27 protein-coding genes are annotated in these 19672 nt (G+C 67.0%); all 27 read left to right on the top strand.

Translation table 11 applies throughout. The annotated features are described in order from the left end of the window. Positions 1-88: 88 nt before the first annotated feature. Entirely contained in the window at positions 89-463 is a 375-nt protein-coding gene (gene rpsL, locus IMT31_RS04985; protein WP_309811927.1) for a 30S ribosomal protein S12, read from the top strand. Beyond that, the gene (gene rpsG / locus IMT31_RS04980; RefSeq protein ID WP_309811924.1) at positions 463-933 is read left to right on the top strand and encodes a 30S ribosomal protein S7; all 471 of its coding nucleotides are present in this window, start codon (positions 463-465) and stop codon (positions 931-933) included. Before rpsL ends, rpsG begins: the two co-directional genes overlap by 1 nt. A 90-nt stretch (positions 934-1023) precedes the next feature. Further along, positions 1024-3138 carry an elongation factor G gene (gene fusA, locus IMT31_RS04975; RefSeq protein WP_413543976.1) on the top strand — a complete coding sequence of 705 codons (2115 nt, stop codon included), beginning with the start codon at positions 1024-1026 and terminating at the stop codon, positions 3136-3138. A gap of 288 nt (positions 3139-3426) precedes the next feature. Next, positions 3427-4617 (top strand): elongation factor Tu, encoded by a 1191-nt coding sequence (tuf, locus tag IMT31_RS04970; RefSeq protein WP_345360709.1) that lies wholly within the window; start codon positions 3427-3429, stop codon positions 4615-4617. A 147-nt stretch (positions 4618-4764) separates the two neighbouring features. Further along, positions 4765-8640: a hypothetical protein gene (locus IMT31_RS04965; RefSeq protein WP_413543975.1), complete on the top strand. Its 3876-nt coding sequence runs from the start codon at positions 4765-4767 to the stop codon at positions 8638-8640. 9 nt (positions 8641-8649) lie between these two features. Then, the gene (locus IMT31_RS04960) at positions 8650-8778 is read left to right on the top strand and encodes a hypothetical protein (RefSeq protein ID WP_345360715.1); all 129 of its coding nucleotides are present in this window, start codon (positions 8650-8652) and stop codon (positions 8776-8778) included. A 44-nt stretch (positions 8779-8822) separates the two neighbouring features. Further along, positions 8823-9287 (top strand): DUF3817 domain-containing protein, encoded by a 465-nt coding sequence (locus tag IMT31_RS04955; RefSeq protein ID WP_413543974.1) that lies wholly within the window; start codon positions 8823-8825, stop codon positions 9285-9287. Positions 9288-9655: 368 nt separating this feature from the next. Further along, positions 9656-9964 carry a 30S ribosomal protein S10 gene (rpsJ, locus tag IMT31_RS04950; protein WP_345360721.1) on the top strand — a complete coding sequence of 103 codons (309 nt, stop codon included), beginning with the start codon at positions 9656-9658 and terminating at the stop codon, positions 9962-9964. A 20-nt stretch (positions 9965-9984) separates the two neighbouring features. After that, complete coding sequence (rplC, locus tag IMT31_RS04945; protein WP_345360724.1) at positions 9985-10635, top strand: 50S ribosomal protein L3; 651 nt, start codon at positions 9985-9987, stop codon at positions 10633-10635. 4 nt (positions 10636-10639) lie between these two features. Further along, on the top strand, positions 10640-11305 hold the full coding sequence (rplD, locus tag IMT31_RS04940) for a 50S ribosomal protein L4 (RefSeq protein WP_345360727.1): 666 nt from the start codon (positions 10640-10642) through the stop codon (positions 11303-11305). Further along, positions 11302-11607 carry a 50S ribosomal protein L23 gene (gene rplW / locus IMT31_RS04935; RefSeq protein WP_309811899.1) on the top strand — a complete coding sequence of 102 codons (306 nt, stop codon included), beginning with the start codon at positions 11302-11304 and terminating at the stop codon, positions 11605-11607. Before rplD ends, rplW begins: the two co-directional genes overlap by 4 nt. Before the next feature lie 36 nt (positions 11608-11643). Then, positions 11644-12483, top strand: a complete 840-nt coding sequence (rplB, locus tag IMT31_RS04930) for a 50S ribosomal protein L2 (RefSeq protein ID WP_345360732.1) — start codon at positions 11644-11646, stop codon at positions 12481-12483. Positions 12484-12496: 13 nt separating this feature from the next. After that, entirely contained in the window at positions 12497-12778 is a 282-nt protein-coding gene (gene rpsS, locus IMT31_RS04925; RefSeq protein WP_345360735.1) for a 30S ribosomal protein S19, read from the top strand. Positions 12779-12820: 42 nt separating this feature from the next. Then, complete coding sequence (rplV, locus tag IMT31_RS04920) at positions 12821-13183, top strand: 50S ribosomal protein L22 (RefSeq protein ID WP_345360738.1); 363 nt, start codon at positions 12821-12823, stop codon at positions 13181-13183. 3 nt (positions 13184-13186) lie between these two features. Continuing rightward, positions 13187-14002 (top strand): 30S ribosomal protein S3, encoded by an 816-nt coding sequence (gene rpsC / locus IMT31_RS04915; RefSeq protein ID WP_345360741.1) that lies wholly within the window; start codon positions 13187-13189, stop codon positions 14000-14002. Then, on the top strand, positions 14002-14418 hold the full coding sequence (gene rplP, locus IMT31_RS04910) for a 50S ribosomal protein L16 (RefSeq protein ID WP_345360744.1): 417 nt from the start codon (positions 14002-14004) through the stop codon (positions 14416-14418). Before rpsC ends, rplP begins: the two co-directional genes overlap by 1 nt. 2 nt (positions 14419-14420) lie before the next feature. After that, entirely contained in the window at positions 14421-14747 is a 327-nt protein-coding gene (gene rpmC, locus IMT31_RS04905) for a 50S ribosomal protein L29 (RefSeq protein WP_345360747.1), read from the top strand. Then, entirely contained in the window at positions 14744-15061 is a 318-nt protein-coding gene (gene rpsQ, locus IMT31_RS04900; protein ID WP_345360750.1) for a 30S ribosomal protein S17, read from the top strand. Before rpmC ends, rpsQ begins: the two co-directional genes overlap by 4 nt. Before the next feature lie 390 nt (positions 15062-15451). Further along, on the top strand, positions 15452-15820 hold the full coding sequence (rplN, locus tag IMT31_RS04895) for a 50S ribosomal protein L14 (RefSeq protein WP_345360753.1): 369 nt from the start codon (positions 15452-15454) through the stop codon (positions 15818-15820). 5 nt (positions 15821-15825) lie between these two features. Continuing rightward, entirely contained in the window at positions 15826-16167 is a 342-nt protein-coding gene (gene rplX, locus IMT31_RS04890) for a 50S ribosomal protein L24 (protein ID WP_413543973.1), read from the top strand. Beyond that, positions 16167-16790, top strand: coding sequence for a 50S ribosomal protein L5 (rplE, locus tag IMT31_RS04885; RefSeq protein ID WP_345360759.1), 624 nt, complete (start codon positions 16167-16169; stop codon positions 16788-16790). Before rplX ends, rplE begins: the two co-directional genes overlap by 1 nt. Before the next feature lie 73 nt (positions 16791-16863). After that, on the top strand, positions 16864-17262 hold the full coding sequence (rpsH, locus tag IMT31_RS04880) for a 30S ribosomal protein S8 (protein ID WP_345360762.1): 399 nt from the start codon (positions 16864-16866) through the stop codon (positions 17260-17262). A 30-nt stretch (positions 17263-17292) separates the two neighbouring features. Then, the gene (rplF, locus tag IMT31_RS04875; protein ID WP_345360765.1) at positions 17293-17826 is read left to right on the top strand and encodes a 50S ribosomal protein L6; all 534 of its coding nucleotides are present in this window, start codon (positions 17293-17295) and stop codon (positions 17824-17826) included. Further along, positions 17826-18200, top strand: coding sequence for a 50S ribosomal protein L18 (gene rplR / locus IMT31_RS04870; protein WP_345360768.1), 375 nt, complete (start codon positions 17826-17828; stop codon positions 18198-18200). The genes rplF and rplR overlap by 1 nt, the downstream gene beginning before the upstream one ends. After that, positions 18197-18997, top strand: coding sequence for a 30S ribosomal protein S5 (gene rpsE / locus IMT31_RS04865; RefSeq protein ID WP_345360771.1), 801 nt, complete (start codon positions 18197-18199; stop codon positions 18995-18997). The genes rplR and rpsE overlap by 4 nt, the downstream gene beginning before the upstream one ends. Continuing rightward, positions 18990-19217 carry a 50S ribosomal protein L30 gene (gene rpmD / locus IMT31_RS04860; RefSeq protein WP_345360774.1) on the top strand — a complete coding sequence of 76 codons (228 nt, stop codon included), beginning with the start codon at positions 18990-18992 and terminating at the stop codon, positions 19215-19217. Before rpsE ends, rpmD begins: the two co-directional genes overlap by 8 nt. Further along, positions 19210-19668: a 50S ribosomal protein L15 gene (rplO, locus tag IMT31_RS04855; protein ID WP_413543972.1), complete on the top strand. Its 459-nt coding sequence runs from the start codon at positions 19210-19212 to the stop codon at positions 19666-19668. The genes rpmD and rplO overlap by 8 nt, the downstream gene beginning before the upstream one ends. Positions 19669-19672 lie beyond the last annotated feature (4 nt).

Genomic DNA, 19672 nt, shown 5'->3' with positions numbered 1-19672 from the left:
GCCCGTCCTGTGCGCCCGCATGGGCTGGAGCAAGCAAGTCAGCACAAGTCAGCATCTGACCTGGAAACAAACAACGGAGAGTCCAAGAGTGCCTACGATTCAGCAGCTGGTCCGCAAGGGCCGCTCACCGAAGGTTGTCAATACCAAGGCCCCGGCGTTGCAGGGCAACCCCATGCGCCGCGGCGTGTGCACCCGTGTGTACACCACCACCCCCAAGAAGCCGAACTCCGCCCTGCGCAAGGTCGCCCGTGTCCGCCTGAACGGCGGCATCGAGGTCACCGCGTACATCCCGGGCGAGGGTCACAACCTGCAGGAGCACTCCATCGTGCTCGTGCGCGGCGGCCGTGTGAAGGACCTTCCGGGTGTCCGCTACAAGATCGTCCGCGGCGCCCTCGACACCCAGGGTGTCAAGGGTCGCGGCCAGGCCCGCAGCCGCTACGGCGCGAAGAAGGAGAAGAAGTAATGCCACGTAAGGGCCCCGCGCCGAAGCGCCCCCTCGTCGTAGACCCGGTCTACGGCTCCCCGCTGGTCACCCAGCTCATCAACAAGGTGCTCGTGGACGGCAAGAAGTCCACCGCCGAGCACATCGTGTACGGCGCCCTGGAGGGCACCCGCGAGAAGAGCGGCACCGATCCGGTGACCACCCTCAAGAAGGCCATGGACAATGTCCGCCCGGCCCTCGAGGTCAAGTCCCGCCGCGTCGGCGGCGCCACCTACCAGGTGCCCGTCGAGGTCAAGCCCGGCCGCGCCACCGCCCTGGCGCTGCGCTGGCTCGTCGGCTACTCCAAGGCCCGCCGGGAGAAGACGATGACCGAGCGTCTGCTGAACGAGATCCTCGATGCCTCCAACGGCCTCGGTGCCGCGGTCAAGCGCCGCGAGGACACCCACAAGATGGCCGAATCCAACAAGGCGTTCGCCCACTACCGCTGGTGACCCACGGGTGCCCGGGAGTCGTCACCTCGGCTCCCGGGTGCCGTGCCGCCTATTGACTGGACCAATCCACCCAAACCTTAGGGAGACACCGTGGCACAGGACGTGCTGACTGACCTCAAGAAGGTCCGCAACATCGGCATCATGGCGCATATCGATGCCGGCAAGACCACCACTACTGAGCGCATCCTCTTCTACACGGGCGTCAACCACAAGTTGGGCGAGACCCACGACGGCGCGTCCACCACCGACTGGATGGAACAGGAGAAGGAACGCGGCATCACCATCACCTCCGCCGCGGTGACCTGCTTCTGGGACGACAACCAGATCAACATCATCGACACCCCGGGCCACGTCGACTTCACCGTCGAGGTGGAGCGCTCCCTGCGCGTGCTCGATGGCGCCGTTGCCGTGTTCGACGGCAAGGAGGGCGTGGAGCCGCAGTCCGAGACCGTGTGGCGCCAGGCGGACAAGTACAACGTCCCCCGCATCTGCTTCGTCAACAAGATGGACAAGCTGGGCGCGGACTTCTACTACACCGTGGACACCATCATCTCCCGCCTCGGCGCCAAGCCGCTGGTGATGCAGCTGCCGATCGGCTCTGAGAACGACTTCGTCGGCGTGGTGGACCTCGTGTCCATGAAGGCACTCGTGTGGGAGGGTGACTCCAAGGGTGACGTCACCATGGGTGCCGCCTACGAGACCCAGGAGATCCCGGCCGATCTCGTCGAGAAGGCGCAGCAGTACCGCACCGAGCTCATCGAGGCCGTCGCGGACACCTCCGAGGAGTTGATGGAGAAGTACCTCGAGGGTGAGGAGATCACCAACGAGGAGATCGTCGCCGGCGTGCGCCAGCTGACCATCAACGCCGAGGCCTACCCGGTCTTCTGCGGCTCGGCCTTCAAGAACCGCGGTGTGCAGCCGATGCTGGACGCAGTGGTCTCCTACCTGCCGAACCCCATGGACGCAGGCGCCATCACCGGCCTTGACATCAAGGACGAGGAGAAGGAGCTCACCCGCGAGCCCTCGAAGACCGAGCCGTTCTCGGCCCTGGCCTTCAAGATCGCGGCGCACCCGTTCTTCGGGCAGCTCACCTTCATCCGTGCCTACTCGGGCAGCCTGAAGCCGGGCGACCAGATCCTGAACTCCACCAAGGGGAAGAAGGAGCGCATCGGCAAGCTGTTCCAGATGCACGCGAACAAGGAGAACCCGGTCGAGGAGGTCGTGGCGGGCCACATCTACGCCGTGATCGGTCTCAAGGACACCACCACCGGTGACACCCTGTGCTCGATCAACGATCCGATCATCCTCGAGTCCATGTCCTTCCCGGAGCCGGTGATCTCCGTGGCGATCGAGCCGAAGACCAAGGGTGACCAGGAGAAGCTCTCCACCGCCATCCAGAAGCTCGTCGCCGAGGATCCCACGTTCACCGTGAACCTGGACGAGGAGACCGGCCAGACCGTCATCGGCGGCATGGGCGAGCTCCACCTGGACGTGTTCGTGGACCGTATGCGCCGCGAGTTCAGGGTCGAGGCCAACGTGGGCAAGCCCCAGGTGGCCTACCGCGAGACCATCAAGAAGAAGGTCGAGAAGGTCGACTACACCCACAAGAAGCAGACCGGTGGTTCCGGTCAGTTCGCCAAGGTGCAGATGTCCTTCGAGCCGATGGACACCTCGGACGGCGAGTTCTACGAGTTCGTCAACGCCGTCACCGGCGGCCGCATCCCGCGCGAGTACATCCCCTCCGTGGATGCCGGCATCCAGGAGGCCATGCAGTTCGGCATCCTGGCGGGCTACCCCATGGTCGGCGTGAAGGCCACCCTGCTGGACGGCGCCTACCACGACGTCGACTCCTCGGAGATGGCCTTCAAGCTCGCCGGCTCCATGGTGTACAAGGAGGGGATCCGCAAGGCGAACCCGGTCATCCTGGAGCCGCTGATGGCCGTGGAGGTCCGCACGCCGGAGGAGTACATGGGTGACGTCATCGGCGACCTGAACTCTCGCCGTGGGCAGATCCAGACCATGGAGGATGCGCAGGGCGTCAAGGTCGTCAAGGCCGCCGTCCCGCTGTCCGAGATGTTCGGCTACATCGGCGACCTGCGGTCCAAGACCCAGGGCCGCGCCGTGTACTCGATGACGTTCGACTCCTACGCCGAGGTCCCCAAGGCCGTGGCTGACGAGATCATCCAGAAGAACAGCGGCGAGTAGTCGGCTGTTCTCACCACAACGTGTCCGCCACGGTGGTGGGGCCCCTTCGATGGGGCCCCGCCGCCGGAACGGACAGGTGAACCGTCCGCACTCCGGAGGGCGGCGTCACTACAGGACGGAAGGTCGGTCCGCGTCATATGGCGGTCCGGGTGGCCTGATCTAAGGACCGGTCCTGACCCAATCCGGGGAATTATCAACAGCAGACAGATCGAAGTAGACTTTCCCAAGTTGTCAGCACGCCACCCGCGGCTGAGAAGTCACTTCAGATGAACGTTCTAGGAGGAACCTGTGTCGAAGGCAAAGTTCGAGCGGTCGAAGCCGCACGTCAACGTGGGTACCATCGGCCACGTTGACCACGGCAAGACCACGCTGACCGCGGCGATCTCGAAGGTCCTGTACGACAAGTACCCGGACCTCAACGAGGCGCGCGACTTCGCGACCATTGACTCCGCGCCGGAAGAGCGCCAGCGCGGCATCACCATCAACATCTCCCACGTGGAGTACCAGACGGAACAGCGTCACTACGCCCACGTCGACGCCCCCGGTCACGCTGACTACATCAAGAACATGATCACCGGCGCTGCCCAGATGGACGGTGCCATCCTCGTGGTCGCCGCCACTGACGGCCCGATGGCCCAGACCCGTGAGCACGTGCTGCTGGCCCGCCAGGTCGGCGTCCCGGCGCTGCTGGTGGCGCTGAACAAGTCGGACATGGTCGAGGACGAGGAGCTCCTGGAGCTCGTCGAGATGGAGGTCCGCGAGCTGCTGTCCTCCCAGGAGTTCGACGGCGACGACGCCCCGGTCATCCGCACCTCCGGCCTGAAGGCCCTGGAAGGCGATGAGAAGTGGGTCAAGTCCGTCGAGGACCTGATGGAGGCTGTGGACTCCTACATCCCGGACCCGGTCCGTGACAAGGACAAGCCGTTCCTGATGCCCATCGAGGACGTCTTCACCATCACCGGCCGCGGCACCGTCGTGACCGGCCGCGCCGAGCGTGGCACCCTGAAGATCAACTCCGATGTGGAGATCGTGGGCATCCGCGAACTGCAGAAGACCACCGTCACCGGTATCGAGATGTTCCACAAGCAGCTCGACGAGGCCTGGGCCGGCGAGAACTGTGGCCTGCTGCTTCGCGGTCTGAAGCGCGATGACGTGGAGCGCGGCCAGGTCGTCGTGGCCCCGGGCTCCATCACCCCGCACACCGACTTCGAGGGCAACGTCTACATCCTGTCCAAGGATGAGGGCGGGCGTCACAACCCCTTCTACACGAACTACCGCCCGCAGTTCTACTTCCGCACCACCGACGTCACCGGCGTCATCACGCTGCCGGAAGGCACCGAGATGGTCATGCCCGGCGACACCACCGAGATGTCGGTCGAGCTGATCCAGCCGATCGCCATGGAGGAGGGCCTCGGCTTCGCCATCCGCGAGGGTGGCCGCACCGTGGGCTCCGGCCGCGTCACCAAGATCATCAAGTGATCTAAGGCGTTACACCTCAGCAACCCCTCCGGCTTCGGCCGGAGGGGTTGCTGCGTTAACGGGGCGCCGGCGGCACGGCCGGTGGCGCTGTGGACAACCAACGCGCAGCCTGCCGGATCCCCGTACCCTGACGCTGTGGGGATCGTCATGGCGTTTGTACTCGGACTGCTCGTCGGCGCGCTCATCGTCAGGATCTCGGTCCGCCGCGTGCGGCGGTCCGAGGCGGCGGGGCACGGAGAGGTGCCCCGGCCGGCATTGGCCCGCGCGTGGCAGGAGGGGTACGACGCCGGCTCGCTCGCCTCGGCCCCGACCACCTCCGCCCCGACCATCTCCGCCCCGACGGACATTCCTCCGCCGGGGCCTCAGCCCGCGCAGGCAGTGCCGGGCGTCGCTGTCCCGTCCGTCCCGCCCGTCTCCTCCGATCCCTCGGTCCCGCCCGTCTCCTCCGTCCCGTCGGTCCCGCCAGGCCGGACGCCTGAGGATTTGGCAGAGGCCCGGCGACGGCGGGACCGGCGCAACGTCAACATCACCCTGTACACGGCATGCCTGCTGTTGGTGGCCGCCGCGTCCCTGTTCATCGGTGCCGCGCTGCCGGTGACTGCCAGGGTCGCTGGGCTGGCCGTCGTCGTGGGCCTGTTCTACGCCGGGGGACTGGTGGTCCACGGTTGGAGCCGGACGCTGCGGCCGGCCGCCATGGCCTTCACCGGCACGGGTCTGGCGCTGCTGCCAGTGGCCGGGATCGCCCTGGACCTGCTGGTGGTGCACCGCCCGGCAATCTCCTGGCTGGTGACCTCTGTGGTGGGGATGGTCCTCATGGTCCTGGCCGCAGTACGCCTGGACAATCGCGTGGTCGCCTACCTGACGGTCCCCTTCCTGCTCTCCACCGTGATGGCCTCCGGCGCCGCGGTGCAGCAGGGCATGGTCTGGGCACTGACCGTGTCGATCGGCCTGGCGGTGTTGATGGCGTGGCTTTCCGTGGAGCAGGCGGACCGGAACCGATGGCTGCCACCGGCCTACCGGGAGGCCACGGCGCGGACCCACCAGTGGATCGTTCCCGGAGCAGTGGTGGCCGGTCTGGTGCTGGGGGTGTGGATCGAGCCCGCGCAGATGCTCCTGCTCCTGCTCGCCGCCAGTGCGTACTACGCCACAGTGGCGGCGATCGGGCCCCGGCGGTTCAGGTTGGCCTCGGCCTACGCGGTGCGCGTGGGCGTCCTGCTGGCGATGCTCTCCTGGGCGGCGATGCTGCAGTGGTCCGTCTCCCTCACCCTGACCGCGCTGGTGGTGTACCTGTGCCTGCAGATCCCGCTGGTGCGCTGGGGCCACGGGGCGGCTGGCTACCTGCCCACGGGGAACCTCGCCCTGGCCGACCTGGGAGCGAGTTGGGTCCTCGCCGTGCTGTGTGGTCTGGCCGCTCAGGCGTGGGCTGCCGGCCTGGGGCTGGCCGGGATCGGTCTGGCGGGTCCCGGTGGAGTGGGGTTCGGCTGGCCAGCCGTGATCGTGGTGGTCACCACGGGGGCCTGCTCCCTCGTGTTCCTCCGCCAGGGGCCCTGGCCTGAGGCCCGGCGGGGTTCACCGTCGGGTCCGCGCTCGGGGTCATCGACCGAACAGGGGTTCACCGCACTGCTGTGGCAGGCCGTCACTCCGCTGTCCATGGTGCCGTTGCTGATCCATGCCGAGACGGCGGGCACCACGCTTCGGGCGTGGAACCTGGAGATCGTGCTCCTGGTGACGCTGGTGATGCAGGGGCTGATCCTGGGTCACCTCAGGAGTGCAGGCCACCGGTGGCGGATTGACGCCCGGATCGCCCCGCACGTGATGGCGGCCGCCGCGGTGGCCATGGCGTTCCTCCTCACCGAACGACTGACCGGGACGGAGGGTCCCGCCGCCCAGGTGGCCGCGGGCCTGACGGCGTTGGCGTGGGCCACTGCCACGGCGCTGCGGCAGGGGCCCCTCACGGGTGCCGAGGGGATCCGACTACCGGTCGTCGCCTGGGCGGGGGCCAGCCTGCTGGCGCTCCTGCTGCTCCTCGGCGTCGAGGCATCCGGCGCGGCGAGTCGGCTGGGCTGGTACGTCCTGGCCGTGGTGACCGGCGCCGTGGCCCTCTGGTGGCTGACCCGGGGCCTCGGCGGGGCAGTGGAACCGCGGGTGGACACAGCACGGCTGGCCATCGTGGGGGTCGGGGCCCTGTCCCTGGCCTGCGCCGTCCTGCGGTTCGCCGTTGCCGACACCGCCGCCGCGGACCTGGCGATGACGGCTCAAGGATCCTGGGACGTGGTCCTCGCGCTGGGGCTGCTGACCGGCTGGTTGGTGACGGCCGCCGTCCTGACATCCGGGCGACTACCGCAGCCGGTGCGGGTGGCGGCGCTCCTGGCGGGGCAGGGGAGTGCGGCGATGCTGGTCGCCTCGGTCACCGACCGCCTCGGCGGGGACGACTCCGCTGCACGGGCCGCAGCCGCCGTGACCCTCATCTCCGGGCTGGCCTTGCGGCAACGCCTCGCCGAACGGCTCCGGGGCACCGAGAACAGCCTCGGTGACGGAGCCAGTGACCGCGCCGGGGGCAGCCTGACCGGGCGAGCGGCGTCCTGGCTCGTGACGGGGGCGGTGGGGCTGCTGTGGCTGATCGAGCTCGGGACCGGTGGAGACCGTGCCGCGCTGATGGTCATCGCCGGGGCACTGATCACCGCAGGGGCGGTCCTGGGCGCCGGCCGCGGGGGACACTGGGCGGTGCTCGCCGGAGGTCCCGCCCTCGTGGTGGCCGCCTCTGAGTGGTTCGGCCTCTCCGGAGCCTGGCTGCCGGAGGCCCTGTTCCCGGCATCGGCCGCCGTGGCCCTCCTGGTCATCCTCGCCCTGGCCGTGACCGCCCGGGAGATCGCGGCGGCGGCGCGTGGGGCGGAGGACGAGGTCGGGGCGTGGTGGGCCGATCTCGCGGTGTTCCGACCGGTGGCCGTCCTCGCCCTCGGGATGGCTTCGATGGTCCTGGCGTTCACGGGAGACGTGGATGGAACCCCGCACCCAGGGGCACTGGCCATCACGGTGGCCGCGGGTGGCCTGGCAGGGTATGTCTTCGCCCGGACGCGCGGCCTCGACTGGCTGGTCCTTGCCTCCGTGGTGGGGGTCCCCACGGCCGTGTGGCTCCTGACGTTCTGGTGGCAGGGCCGCGGACTGTGGTTCCCGGACGGCGATTGGCGCGCACTGGGCAGTGGCCTGGTGGGCCTGGCGGTCCTGGGGTGGTGGGCCGTCCTCGACGCCCGGAGCGAGCTCTCCGGCGCGGACCCGGGGGCGGACTCAGGCACAGGGGCAAGGGTTGGGGTCCGGGCCGCGATCCTCTGGCAGGGCAGCCTGGCCGTGGTCCTGGTCACTGCCGTGGCGACGGTGCTGGACCTGGGGGTCCGAGCGGGGCTGCCGGAGGATGCTGTCGTCTGGACTGGCCTGGCGGCCGCGGTGGGTGCCCTCTGGCTCACGGTGGCGGCCTGGGGCCGGCGACTGTTGTGGCCAGGTCCAGGGGCGCCGGCCGACTGGGTGCTGAACGGCCGGGACGCCGCCGTGGTGTTGACCTGGGCCGCTGCCTCCCGGGCCTGGTGGCAGACGGCGGTCGTGGAAGATGCAGGCCGGGCCGGCTGGTGGCACGTCCAGGTGTTGGTGCTCGTCCTGGTGGGCTTGGGGCTCTGGCATGCGTCGCGCCCGGGTGCCCGGCCCGAGGCCGAGGGCGAGACCGAGGGCCATCCACCCCGGCGGGCCCGTTGGTGCCTCCTGGCTGCCGCGTCGGTGTTCACGCTCGCGGCGGTCTACGTGCTGGTGAACGGCACGGCGGGAATGCAGCTCACGGTGCTGATCGGTTTCGCGCTCCTGGTGGTCCTCGGACTGACTCGGCGCGAACAGCCGCTCACCTGGTGGGGCGCCGCCGGTGTGGCCCTCTCGGTGCTCTGGTACCTGCGCGGGTACACGTACATCTACCTGGCCCTCCTGGGCCTGGTGCTGATCGTCCTGGCGGTGCGCCAATTGCGACGTCACCAGTCCCGCTAGGCTGGTCCCATGGAATTCCTCATTGCCCTGGTGGTCATCGCGGCGGTGGTCTTCGCGATCGTGCGGTTGCGCAAGACCTTCCGCCACGAGATCGGCCGCGCCAAGCGGATCAAGCGCTCGAACGACTCTGACCGGTGACCGGCCCGGCCGATACCCGGGCGGGGACTGCCCGGGGGACCGTGATGCCCGGCCCCTGGGCCCTGTTCCGGTTCTTCGCGACGGCGGAGATGATCACCTGGGCGTTGCTCATCCTGGCGATGATCCTCAAGTACACCGGGACCACTGAGGTGCTGATGTCCGCGGCGGGAGGACTGCACGGATTCGTCTTCCTCTGCTATGCCGTGGTCAGCGTGGGCGTGTGGGTGAACCAGCGCTGGAGCGCCGGCCGGGGTGCGGCCGCAGTGCTCCTGGCCGTGGTGCCGTTCGCCACACTGCCCTTCGAGCGCTCGTTGGCCCGCCGCGGGGAGCCGGACGCCACGTGGCGGCTGGTGGATGGGCGCAGCCCCCGGACCGCCGGGTTCTGGGACTCGCTGGAGGCCTGGGTCCTGCGGAACGTGATCCTGGCCGCGATCCTGGTGGTGGCCGCCGTCGCCGTGGTGTTCTCGCTGTTGCTGCTCGCCGGACCCCCGGGAGAATGGTTCAGCTGAGCCGTCGGGACGGGTCTTCCGAGTGAATTCGCGCCGGTGCCCTTGATCTGTCATACTGGATCAGTTGCTCAAGCGCTTGGGCGTGTGTGGAGTTGTCCTCAACACCGCCGCCCGGGACCAAACACAACGCATAAATCCCCATCAGGATCTGGCGGTCCTGTGATCTTCTGTGTCTCTGGCATGAAGTCATGCCTGCGGAGCAGATCACGACACGCCCGACCGCGTGGGTCGATGCCCCAGCAGGGCGAGGAACCCGGGTCTCCCGGATTCGGTCTGTGTGGGTGGACAAAGGAAGCGCGGGACCGGCCAGCCGGGCCCAAGCGAACAGGGACAGGTACGGACAACAAGTACGAAAGAGGCATGACGCCATGGCGGGACAGAAAATCCGCATCCGGCTGAAGTCGTATGACCACGAGGTCATCGATACTTCGGCTCGGAAGATCGTCGACACGGTCACGCGCGCAGGCGCAACGGTGGTAGGCCCCGTGCCGCTGCCCACGGAGAAGAACGTGTATGCAGTGATCCGCTCTCCCCACAAGTACAAGGACAGCCGCGAGCACTTCGAGATGCGCACGCACAAGCGGCTGATCGACATCATCGATCCGACGCCGAAGGCCGTTGACTCGCTCATGCGACTCGACCTTCCGGCCGACGTCAACATCGAAATCAAGCTCTGAGAGGGAGGTGCTGAGAAACTATGACCATCATGCGTAATGTCAAGGGCCTGTTGGGCACGAAGCTCGGCATGACCCAGGTCTGGGATGCAGACAACAAGCTCATCCCCGTCACTGTCGTCCAAGCCGATTCCAACGTCGTGACCCAGCTGCGCAACCCGGAGGCCAACGGCTACTCCTCCGTGCAGATCGCCTACGGGCAGATCGATCCGCGCAAGGTCACCAAGCCGCTCGCCGGCCACTTCGAGGCAGCCGGGGTCACCCCCCGCCGCCACGTGGTCGAGCTGCGGACCGCCGACTCCGCCGAGTACACGCTCGGCCAGGACGTCACCGTCGAGGTCTTCGAGGCCGGCCAGAAGGTCGACGTCATCGGGACCACCAAGGGCAAGGGCTTCGCCGGTGCCATGAAGCGTCACGGCTTCTCCGGCGTCGGTGCCTCCCACGGTGCCCACAAGAACCACCGCAAGCCGGGTTCCGTCGGTGGCGCCTCCACCCCGGGCCGCGTCTTCAAGGGCCAGCGCCTGCCGGGCCGGATGGGCGCCGTCCGCCAGACCACCCAGAACCTGACGCTCCACGCCATTGACGTGGAGAAGAACCTGCTGCTGATCAAGGGCGCCGTCCCCGGCCCCCGCGGCCGGGTCGTCCTGGTTCGCACCGCAGTGAAGGGAGCATGAGCAGATGGCTACCAACGCAGATAACGCGGCAGCCCAGACCGCCCAGGTCGTCTCCGTGGATCTTCCCACCGAGATCTTCGACGTCCAGGCCAATGTGCCGTTGATGCACCAGGTCGTGGTGGCCCAGCTGGCCGCCGCTCGCCAGGGCACCCACAAGGTCAAGCGTCGGGGAGAGGTCTCCGGTGCCGGCCGCAAGCCGTTCAAGCAGAAGGGCACCGGCCGCGCCCGTCAGGGTTCGATCCGCGCTCCGCAGATGACCGGTGGTGGCGTGGTGCACGGCCCCGAGCCGCGCGACTACTCCCAGCGCACCCCCAAGAAGATGAAGGCCGCCGCCCTGCGTGGCGCCCTCTCCGACCGTGCCCGCAACGGCCGTGTCCACGTGATCGAGGAGCTGGTGGCTGCCGGTACCCCGAACACCAAGACGGCCAAGGCCGTTCTGTCCTCGCTGACCGCGGGTCGCAAGAACGCCCTCGTGGTCATCGACCGCGCTGACGATGCTGCGGCGCTCAGCGGCCGCAACCTGGAGTCGGTGCACACCCTGTATTTCGACCAGCTGAACACGTACGACGTGTTGGTCAGCGATGACGTGGTCTTCACCCGCGCCGCCTACGAGGGCTTCGTCCAGTTGGCGGCCGCGAAGGCCGGCGCACAGAAGGAGGATGCCCAGTGAGCGGCTCCATCAACAAGAACCCCCGCGACGTGGTCATTGCCCCGGTCGTGTCGGAGAAGAGCTACGGGCTGATCGACGAGGGTAAGTACACCTTCCTGGTCGACCCGCGCTCCAACAAGACCGAGATCAAGCAGGCGGTGGAGTCCATCTTCTCCGTCAAGGTTGACTCGATCAACACCCTGAATCGTGCCGGCAAGCGTAAGCGCACCAAGTTCGGTTGGGGCTCGCGCAAGAGCACCAAGCGAGCGGTCGTGACGCTCAAAGAGGGCACGATTGACATCTTCGGAGGTCCGCTCGCCTGAGGCGTAGCGGAGACCACTTAATCGAGGAACTGAGACATGGCTATCCGTAAATACAAGCCGACCACCCCGGGCCTTCGCGGCTCGTCCGTGGCCGACTTCGCAGAAATCACCCGGACCACCCCGGAGAAGTCGCTGCTGCGCCCGCTCACCAAGAGCGGCGGACGCAACAACTCCGGCAAGATCACCACCCGCCACAAGGGCGGTGGGCACAAGCGCCAGTACCGCGTCATCGACTTCCGTCGCCATGACAAGGACGGCGTGCCGGCCAAGGTCGCTCACATCGAGTATGACCCGAACCGCACCGCTCGCATCGCCCTGCTCCACTACGTGGACGGCACCAAGCGCTACATCCTGGCCCCGGCCAAGCTGACCCAGGGTGCCACGGTTGAGGCCGGCGCCACCGCGGACATCAAGCCCGGCAACAACCTGCCGCTGCGCAACATCCCGCTGGGCACCGTCATCCACGCCGTGGAACTGCGGCCCGGTGGCGGCGCCAAGCTGGCCCGCTCCGCCGGTTCGTCCATCCAGCTGGTGGCCCGTGAGGGCAAGTACGCCCAGCTGCGTCTGCCCTCCGGCGAGATCCGCAACGTCGACGTGCGCTGCCGCGCCACCGTCGGCGAGGTCGGCAACGCCGAGCAGTCGAACATCAACTGGGGCAAGGCCGGCCGCATGCGGTGGAAGGGCGTTCGCCCGACCGTCCGCGGCGTGGTCATGAACCCCGTCGACCACCCGCACGGTGGTGGCGAGGGCAAGACCTCCGGTGGTCGTCACCCGGTCAACCCCAATGGCAAGCCCGAGGGCCGCACCCGCCGCCCCAACAAGGAAAGCGACAAGCTCATCGTGCGCCGTCGCCGTTCCGGCAAGAACAAGCGATAGGAGCGGATCAGACATGCCACGCAGCCTGAAGAAGGGTCCCTTCGTCGATCAGCACCTCTACCTGAAGGTGGATGCTGAGAACGAGAAGGGCACCAAGAACGTCATCAAGACCTGGTCCCGCCGGTCCATGATCATCCCCGACATGCTCGGGCACACGATCGCGGTCCATGACGGACGCAAGCACGTGCCGGTGTTCATCACCGAATCGATGGTCGGGCACAAGCTCGGCGAGTTTGCCCAGACGCGGACCTTCCGCGGTCACGTGAAGGACGACCGGAAGGGCAAGCGCCGCTGACGCGGGGCTTGACCGTCCGAGGAACTCGAAAGAAGGAAAGCAATGGAAGCCAAGGCAATTGCGCGCCACCTGCGTGTAACGCCGATGAAGGCCCGGCGCGTCGTCAACCTTGTCCGTGGCAAGCAGGCGAACGAAGCGCTGGCCATCCTGAAGTTCGCCCAGCAGGGCGCTTCGGAGCCGGTGTACAAGCTGGTCGCCTCTGCGGTGGCCAACGCCCGGATCAAGGCCGACCGTGAGGGTCTGGCGTTCAACGAGGACGCCCTGTTCATCACCGAGGCCTTCGTCGACGAAGGACCGACCATGAAGCGATTCCAGCCGCGTGCCCAGGGCCGCGCCGGACGCATCAACAAGCGCACCAGCCACGTCACCGTGGTCGTTGCCACCGAGGAAGAGAAGGGGAAGTAGCCCATGGGTCAGAAGATCAACCCGAACGGTTTCCGCCTCGGCATCACCACCGACCACGTCTCGCACTGGTTCGCTGACTCCAGCAAGGAAGGCCAGCGGTACAAGGACTTCCTCAAGGAAGACATCAAGATCCGCGAGCTGATGACCGAGGGCATGGAGCGCGCCGGCATCTCGAAGGTGGAGATCGAGCGGACCCGTGACCGTGTGCGTGTGGACATCCACACCGCCCGTCCCGGCATCGTCATCGGCCGCCGCGGCGCCGAGGCCGACCGCATCCGCGGTGAGCTCGAGAAGCTCACCGGCAAGCAGATCCAGCTGAACATCCTCGAGGTCAAGAACCCCGAGGTGGACGCCCAGCTGGTCGCCCAGGGTGTGGCCGAGCAGCTTGCGTCCCGCGTGGCATTCCGCCGGGCCATGAAGAAGGCCATCCAGTCCGCCACTCGTGCGGGTGCCCAGGGCATCCGGATCCAGTGCGCCGGTCGCCTGGGTGGCGCCGAGATGTCCCGCTCGGAGTTCTACCGCGAAGGCCGTGTGCCGCTGCACACCCTGCGCGCGAACATCGACTTCGGAAAGTTCGAAGCCAAGACCACCTTCGGCCGTATCGGTGTGAAGGTCTGGATCTACAAGGGCGACCTGACGGCCAAGGAACTGGCCGCCAAGGAAGCTGCTGCACCGTCCGGCCGTGGTGGCCGCGGTGGCGATCGCCGTGGTCCCGCTGGCGGAGACCGTCGGCGCCGCAACGACCGTGCACCGCGTCAGGACTCGTCCGCCGGCAGCAGCGCAGCTTCCTCCGCGCCCGCTGAAGGAGGCAACGCCTGATGTTGATTCCCCGTCGAGTCAAGCACCGCAAGCAGCACCACCCGAAGCGTTCGGGCATGGCGAAGGGCGGCACCGCCGTCACCTTCGGCGAGTGGGGCATCCAGGCCATGACCCCGGCCTATGTCACCAACCGTCAGATCGAGTCCGCTCGTATCGCCATGACGCGTCACATCAAGCGCGGCGGCAACGTGTGGATCAACATCTACCCGGACCGCCCGCTGACCAAGAAGCCTGCCGAGACCCGCATGGGTTCCGGTAAGGGTTCGCCCGAATGGTGGGTCGCCAACGTCAAGCCGGGTCGCGTGCTCTTCGAGCTCTCCGGCGTCAGCGAGGACGTGGCCCGCGAGGCGCTGCGACTGGCTATGCACAAGCTGCCGTTGAAGGCACGTATCGTCCGCCGAGAGGGTGGTGAGTGATCATGGCTACCGGTTCGAAGGAACTGAACGTCGAGGCCCTGGACGGCCTGGACAACGGCCGTCTGGCCGAGGAGCTCAAGCGCTCTAAGGAGGAGTTGTTCAACCTCCGTTTCCAGTCGGCCACCGGCCAGCTGGACAACCATGGCCGGCTGAAGACCGTCAAGCGGGACATCGCCCGGATCTACACGATCCTGCGTGAGCGCGAGCTCGGTATCCGCGAGGACGTCGAGGCCCCGGCCGAGGACGTCAAGCCCGCCAAGGGCAAGAAGGCGGCCAAGGCCGCTGAGAGCACTGAGAGCACCGAGAAGACCGAGGAGGAGGCCAAGTGACTGAGAACGCGAACGCATCCGAGACCAACACGGCCGCTGCCGCCGGTACTGCCGGTGACTCGGAGCGTGGCTACCGCAAGTCCGTCCGCGGCATCGTCGTGTCGGACAAGATGGACAAGACCGTCGTGGTGCAGGTCGAGGACCTGAAGAAGCACGCCCTGTACGGCAAGGTGCTGCGGACCTCCAAGAAGGTCAAGGCCCACGACGAGGAGAACAGCGCCGGCGTCGGCGACCGCGTCATCCTCGCCGAGACCCGTCCGCTGTCCGCCACCAAGCGGTGGCGCCTGGTGGAGATCACCGAGCGCGCCAAGTAGCCTCGTAGATCCCCGTACGACGACGGCCGGTCACCTTCCAGCGGAAGGGGCCGGCCGTCGTCGTATCCGGGCAGGGGTCTGGAGCAGGCCGATTAGCAGACTGTGGCCCCGGTGCGCTAGCATGGGCTGTCTGTGCGCCCTTGTTGGCGGGACTATCCACCCCGCGCGCCAAGGGTTTCGCAAAACTTCTCGATCAGCCGCCTCGGCCCTGCCCCGCGGATTGACGGTTGTTGCAGCGCCGGTTCCTGTCTGACAGGGGAGCCGGAAGGCTCTGCAGCCGGCTCTCTCGCCCAGGGGGTGGGGGTAAGCGGCCCGGGAACATCAAAATATCCGTTCCGCAAGGCTCGCCCGGTTTTCGGGGGAGAACCAGCGCGACGACAGGAGCAACAAGTGATACAGCAGGAGTCGCGGCTCAAGATCGCTGACAACACCGGTGCCAAGGAAATCTTGACCATCCGTGTTCTCGGTGGATCCGGACGCCGCTACGCAGGTATTGGCGACACCATCGTCGCCACCGTGAAGGACGCTATCCCTGGCGGCAACGTCAAGAAGGGCGACGTCGTCAAGGCCGTCATCGTGCGGACCAAGAAGGAGCGTCGGCGCGCCGATGGTTCCTACATCAAGTTCGACGAGAACGCCGCCGTCATCCTCAAGACCGATGGCGAGCCGCGAGGCACCCGCATCTTCGGCCCCGTGGGCCGCGAGCTGCGTGACAAGAGGTTCATGAAGATCGTGTCGCTGGCACCGGAGGTGATCTGACCACTATGGCAAAGATCAAGAAGGACGATCTCGTCCAGATCATCGCCGGCAAGGACAAGGGCAAGCAGGGCAAGGTCCTGCAGGTCCTCCCGTCCCGTGACCGGGTGCTGGTGGAGGGCGTCAACCGCGTCACCAAGCACCTGCGTGCCGGCCAGAACAACAACGGCTCCACCGAGGGCGGCCTGCAGGTCGTCGAGGCGCCCGTGCACGTGTCCAACGTGGCGGTCGTGGATCCCGAGACCAAGAAGCCGACCCGTGTGGGCTACCGCTTCGAGACCGTTGAGAAGAACGGCGAGTCCAAGGCCGTCAAGGTCCGCTTCGCCAAGGCTTCCGGAAAGGTGCTGTGATGACTGAGACCACTGAAGCAGCAGCAACCCCTGCGGAAACCCCGGTCAAGGTGACCCCGCGTCTGAAGACCAAGTACCGCGAGGAGATCCGCGCGGCCCTTCAGGACGAGTTCACCTACGGCAACTCCATGCAGGTTCCCGGCCTGGTCAAGGTCGTCGTGAACATGGGTGTCGGCGAGGCCGCCAAGGACTCGAAGATCATCGACGGCGCCATCCGCGATCTGACCCAGATCACGGGCCAGAAGCCGCAGGTGACCAAGGCCCGCAAGTCCATCGCGCAGTTCAAGCTGCGTGAGGGCATGCCGATCGGTACCCACGCGACCCTGCGTGGCGACCGCATGTGGGAGTTCCTGGACCGCCTCGTCACCCTGGCGCTGCCGCGCATCCGTGACTTCCGCGGCCTGTCGCCGAAGCAGTTCGACGGCAATGGAAACTACACCTTCGGTCTGGCCGAGCAGTCGGTCTTCCACGAGATCGATCAGGACAAGATCGACCGCGTGCGCGGCATGGACATCACTGTGGTGACCACTGCCAAGAACGACGACGAAGGCCGGGCTCTGCTCAAGGCCCTCGGTTTCCCCTTCCAGGGCATGAACGACGCCCAGAAGTCCTCCCAGAAGTAAATCTCTACGTTGCAGGTCCCCACCGGTGTACTCCGGATGGGGAAACCGTAGCGAGGAAGGGCACGAAGCCCACATGACCATGACAGATCCTGTCGCAGACATGCTGACGCGTCTGCGCAACGCCAATTCGGCCTTCCACGACTCCGTGGACATGCCGTCATCCAAGCTCAAGATTCGCGTGGCTGACATCCTCAAGTCCGAGGGCTACATCGCCAACTACACGGAAGAGGACGCCCCGGTGGGCAAGAGGCTCGTCATCGAGCTGAAGTTCGGTCCTCAGCGCGAGCGGGCCCTCGCCGGCCTGCGCCGCATCTCCAAGCCCGGGCTGCGCGTCTACGCGAAGTCCACTGGCCTCCCGCACGTGCTGGGCGGCCTGGGGATTGCCATCCTGTCCACCTCCTCCGGTCTGCTCACCGACCGTCAGGCAGCCAAGAAGGGCGTGGGTGGGGAAGTCCTCGCCTACGTCTGGTAACGGCGAGTACGGAAGAAAGGTAGATAAGACATGTCACGTATTGGACGTCTTCCGATCACCGTGCCGTCCGGCGTCGAGATCAAGATCGATGGCGCTAACGTCGCCGTCAAGGGCCCCAAGGGGGAACTGAGCCACGCAGTGGCCAGCCCGATCGAGATCACGCTCGAGGAGGGCACCATCTCGGTGACCCGCCCGAACGACGAGCGCGAGTCGCGTTCGCTCCACGGCCTGACCCGCACCCTGATCTCCAACATGATCGTCGGTGTCACCGACGGCTTCGAGAAGAAGCTCGAGGTCATCGGCACCGGCTACCGCGTGCTGGCCAAGGGCTCGGACCTGGAGTTCGCACTCGGCTACTCCCACCCGGTTCCCGTCAAGGCCCCTGAAGGCATCACCTTCAAGGTCGAGGGCAACAAGGTGACCGTGGCCGGCATCGACAAGCAGCGCGTCGGCGAGACCGCTGCCAACATCCGCAAGCTGCGCCGTCCCGACCCGTACAAGGGCAAGGGTGTGCGTTACGCAGGCGAGGTTATTCGCCGCAAGGCCGGAAAGGCAGGTAAGTAATGTCCACGCTGAAAGTGAAGGGCAAGGGGAAGTACGTTTCCCGCACCCGCCGCCACTTGCGCGTCCGCAAGCGGATCTCCGGCACCGCCGTGCGTCCTCGCCTGGTGGTCAACCGCTCCGCACGGCACATGTTCGTGCAGCTGGTGGACGACACCCGCGGCGTGACGCTGGCCTCGGCCTCCACCATGGAAGCCGACCTGCGTGCGTTCGAGGGCGACAAGTCCGCCAAGGCCAAGAAGGTCGGCGAGCTGGTCGCTGAGCGTGCCAAGGCTGCCGGCGTCGAGGCCGTGGTCTTCGACCGCGGCGGCAACAAGTACCACGGTCGCGTGGCCGCCGTCGCCGACGGTGCCCGGGAAGGTGGGCTGCAGCTGTGAGCGAGACGAACACCGAGAGCAACAAGAAGGACACTCAGGTGACCGAAAACTCCGAGAACACTGCCGCCGGCGCGTCTGAGACCGCTGCCGGTTCGGCCAGCCAGTCCACCGAGGCCGGCGGCCGCGGTGGCCGTGGCAACGATCGCGGCCGGGGCGGCAATGACCGTGGCGGCCGTGGTGGCAACGACCGTGGCGGTCGGGGCGGCAATGACCGTGGCGGCCGTGGTGGGCGCGATGACGACAAGGACAAGTTCCTGGAGCGCGTCGTGGCCATCAACCGCGTGTCCAAGGTCGTGAAGGGTGGACGTCGGTTCTCCTTCACCGCCCTCGTGGTGGTGGGCGACGGCGACGGAATGGTCGGCGTCGGCTACGGCAAGGCCAAGGAAGTTCCGGCAGCCATCCAGAAGGGTGTGGAAGAGGCCAAGAAGTCCTTCTTCCGCGTTCCCCGCGTCGGCACCACCATCCCGCACCTGGTGCAGGGTGAGGATGCCGCCGGTGTGGTGCTCCTGCGTCCGGCCTCCCCGGGTACCGGTGTGATCGCCGGTGGTCCGGTCCGCGCCGTGTTGGAGTGCGCCGGTGTCCATGACGTACTGTCCAAGTCGATGGGGTCCGCCAACGTGATCAACATCGTCCGCGGCACCGTGGACGCCCTCAAGCAGCTGGAGGAGCCCCAGTCCGTGGCAGCCCGTCGTGGCAAGTCCCTGGACGAGGTTGCTCCGCACGCGATGCTCCGCACCATCGAGGAGGATCGCGCCAAGAAGAGCGCAGAGAAGGCAGGTGCGGCATCCCATGGCTGAATTCAGCACCCGTAAGAACGTCGCCGTGAGCGGCGCCACTCTGGAAATCACCCAGATCAAGTCCGTCATCGGCGGAAAGCAGAACCAGCGCGACACCCTGCGGTCCCTCGGCCTGAAGCGGATCGGCCAGACGGTCACCCGCTCGGCTGACGAGGTCACCGTGGGAATGGTCAACACCGTGCCGCACCTGGTGAAGGTTGAGGAGATCAACAATGGCTGACGAAATTCAGGATGCCATCAAGGTCCATGACCTGCGTCCGGCTCCCGGCGCCAAGAAGTCCAAGACCCGCGTGGGTCGTGGCGAGGCGTCCAAGGGCAAGACCGCAGGCCGCGGTACCAAGGGCACCAAGGCGCGCTACCAGGTGAAGGCCGGCTTCGAAGGCGGCCAGCTGCCGCTGCAGATGCGCCTGCCGAAGCTGCGCGGCTTCAAGAACCCGTTCAAGGTCGAGTTCCAGGTCGTGAACCTGGACAAGCTGTCGGAGCACTTCCCGGCCGGCGGCGACGTGACCCCGGATGCCCTCGTGGCCAAGGGCCTGGTCCGCAAGAACCAGCCCGTCAAGGTCCTCGGCTCCGGCGAGGTCTCCGTGGCGCTGAACGTGAAGGCCAACGCCTTCTCGTCCTCCGCCATCGAGAAGATCTCGGCTGCCGGTGGGTCCACTGAGACCCTCTGATCCG

Origin of the sequence: Citricoccus nitrophenolicus (genome assembly GCF_047305825.1) — a bacterium.
Lineage (GTDB): Bacteria > Actinomycetota > Actinomycetes > Actinomycetales > Micrococcaceae > Citricoccus > Citricoccus nitrophenolicus.
The sequence above is the reverse complement of the archived record's forward strand: the minus strand, read 5'-3'. Positions and strand labels throughout refer to the sequence as shown.

Excerpts from the sequence above, each read along its gene's own strand:
- rplX (WP_413543973.1), top strand. The coding sequence starts at position 15,826 with ATGGCAAAGATCAAGAAGGACGATCTCGTCCAGATCATCGCCGGCAAG.
- rplR (WP_345360768.1), top strand. The coding sequence starts at position 17,826 with ATGTCCACGCTGAAAGTGAAGGGCAAGGGGAAGTACGTTTCCCGCACC.
- rplO (WP_413543972.1), top strand. The coding sequence starts at position 19,210 with ATGGCTGACGAAATTCAGGATGCCATCAAGGTCCATGACCTGCGTCCG.
- rpsH (WP_345360762.1), top strand. The coding sequence starts at position 16,864 with ATGACCATGACAGATCCTGTCGCAGACATGCTGACGCGTCTGCGCAAC.
- rplP (WP_345360744.1), top strand. The coding sequence starts at position 14,002 with ATGTTGATTCCCCGTCGAGTCAAGCACCGCAAGCAGCACCACCCGAAG.
- rplC (WP_345360724.1), top strand. The coding sequence starts at position 9,985 with ATGACCATCATGCGTAATGTCAAGGGCCTGTTGGGCACGAAGCTCGGC.
- rplB (WP_345360732.1), top strand. The coding sequence starts at position 11,644 with ATGGCTATCCGTAAATACAAGCCGACCACCCCGGGCCTTCGCGGCTCG.
- rpsC (WP_345360741.1), top strand. The coding sequence starts at position 13,187 with ATGGGTCAGAAGATCAACCCGAACGGTTTCCGCCTCGGCATCACCACC.
- rpsG (WP_309811924.1), top strand. The coding sequence starts at position 463 with ATGCCACGTAAGGGCCCCGCGCCGAAGCGCCCCCTCGTCGTAGACCCG.
- rplD (WP_345360727.1), top strand. The coding sequence starts at position 10,640 with ATGGCTACCAACGCAGATAACGCGGCAGCCCAGACCGCCCAGGTCGTC.
- rpsJ (WP_345360721.1), top strand. The coding sequence starts at position 9,656 with ATGGCGGGACAGAAAATCCGCATCCGGCTGAAGTCGTATGACCACGAG.
- IMT31_RS04965 (WP_413543975.1), top strand. The coding sequence starts at position 4,765 with ATGGCGTTTGTACTCGGACTGCTCGTCGGCGCGCTCATCGTCAGGATC.
- rplV (WP_345360738.1), top strand. The coding sequence starts at position 12,821 with ATGGAAGCCAAGGCAATTGCGCGCCACCTGCGTGTAACGCCGATGAAG.
- rpmC (WP_345360747.1), top strand. The coding sequence starts at position 14,421 with ATGGCTACCGGTTCGAAGGAACTGAACGTCGAGGCCCTGGACGGCCTG.
- IMT31_RS04955 (WP_413543974.1), top strand. The coding sequence starts at position 8,823 with ATGCCCGGCCCCTGGGCCCTGTTCCGGTTCTTCGCGACGGCGGAGATG.
- rplF (WP_345360765.1), top strand. The coding sequence starts at position 17,293 with ATGTCACGTATTGGACGTCTTCCGATCACCGTGCCGTCCGGCGTCGAG.
- rplE (WP_345360759.1), top strand. The coding sequence starts at position 16,167 with ATGACTGAGACCACTGAAGCAGCAGCAACCCCTGCGGAAACCCCGGTC.
- IMT31_RS04960 (WP_345360715.1), top strand. The coding sequence starts at position 8,650 with ATGGAATTCCTCATTGCCCTGGTGGTCATCGCGGCGGTGGTCTTCGCG.
- rpmD (WP_345360774.1), top strand. The coding sequence starts at position 18,990 with ATGGCTGAATTCAGCACCCGTAAGAACGTCGCCGTGAGCGGCGCCACT.
- rpsS (WP_345360735.1), top strand. The coding sequence starts at position 12,497 with ATGCCACGCAGCCTGAAGAAGGGTCCCTTCGTCGATCAGCACCTCTAC.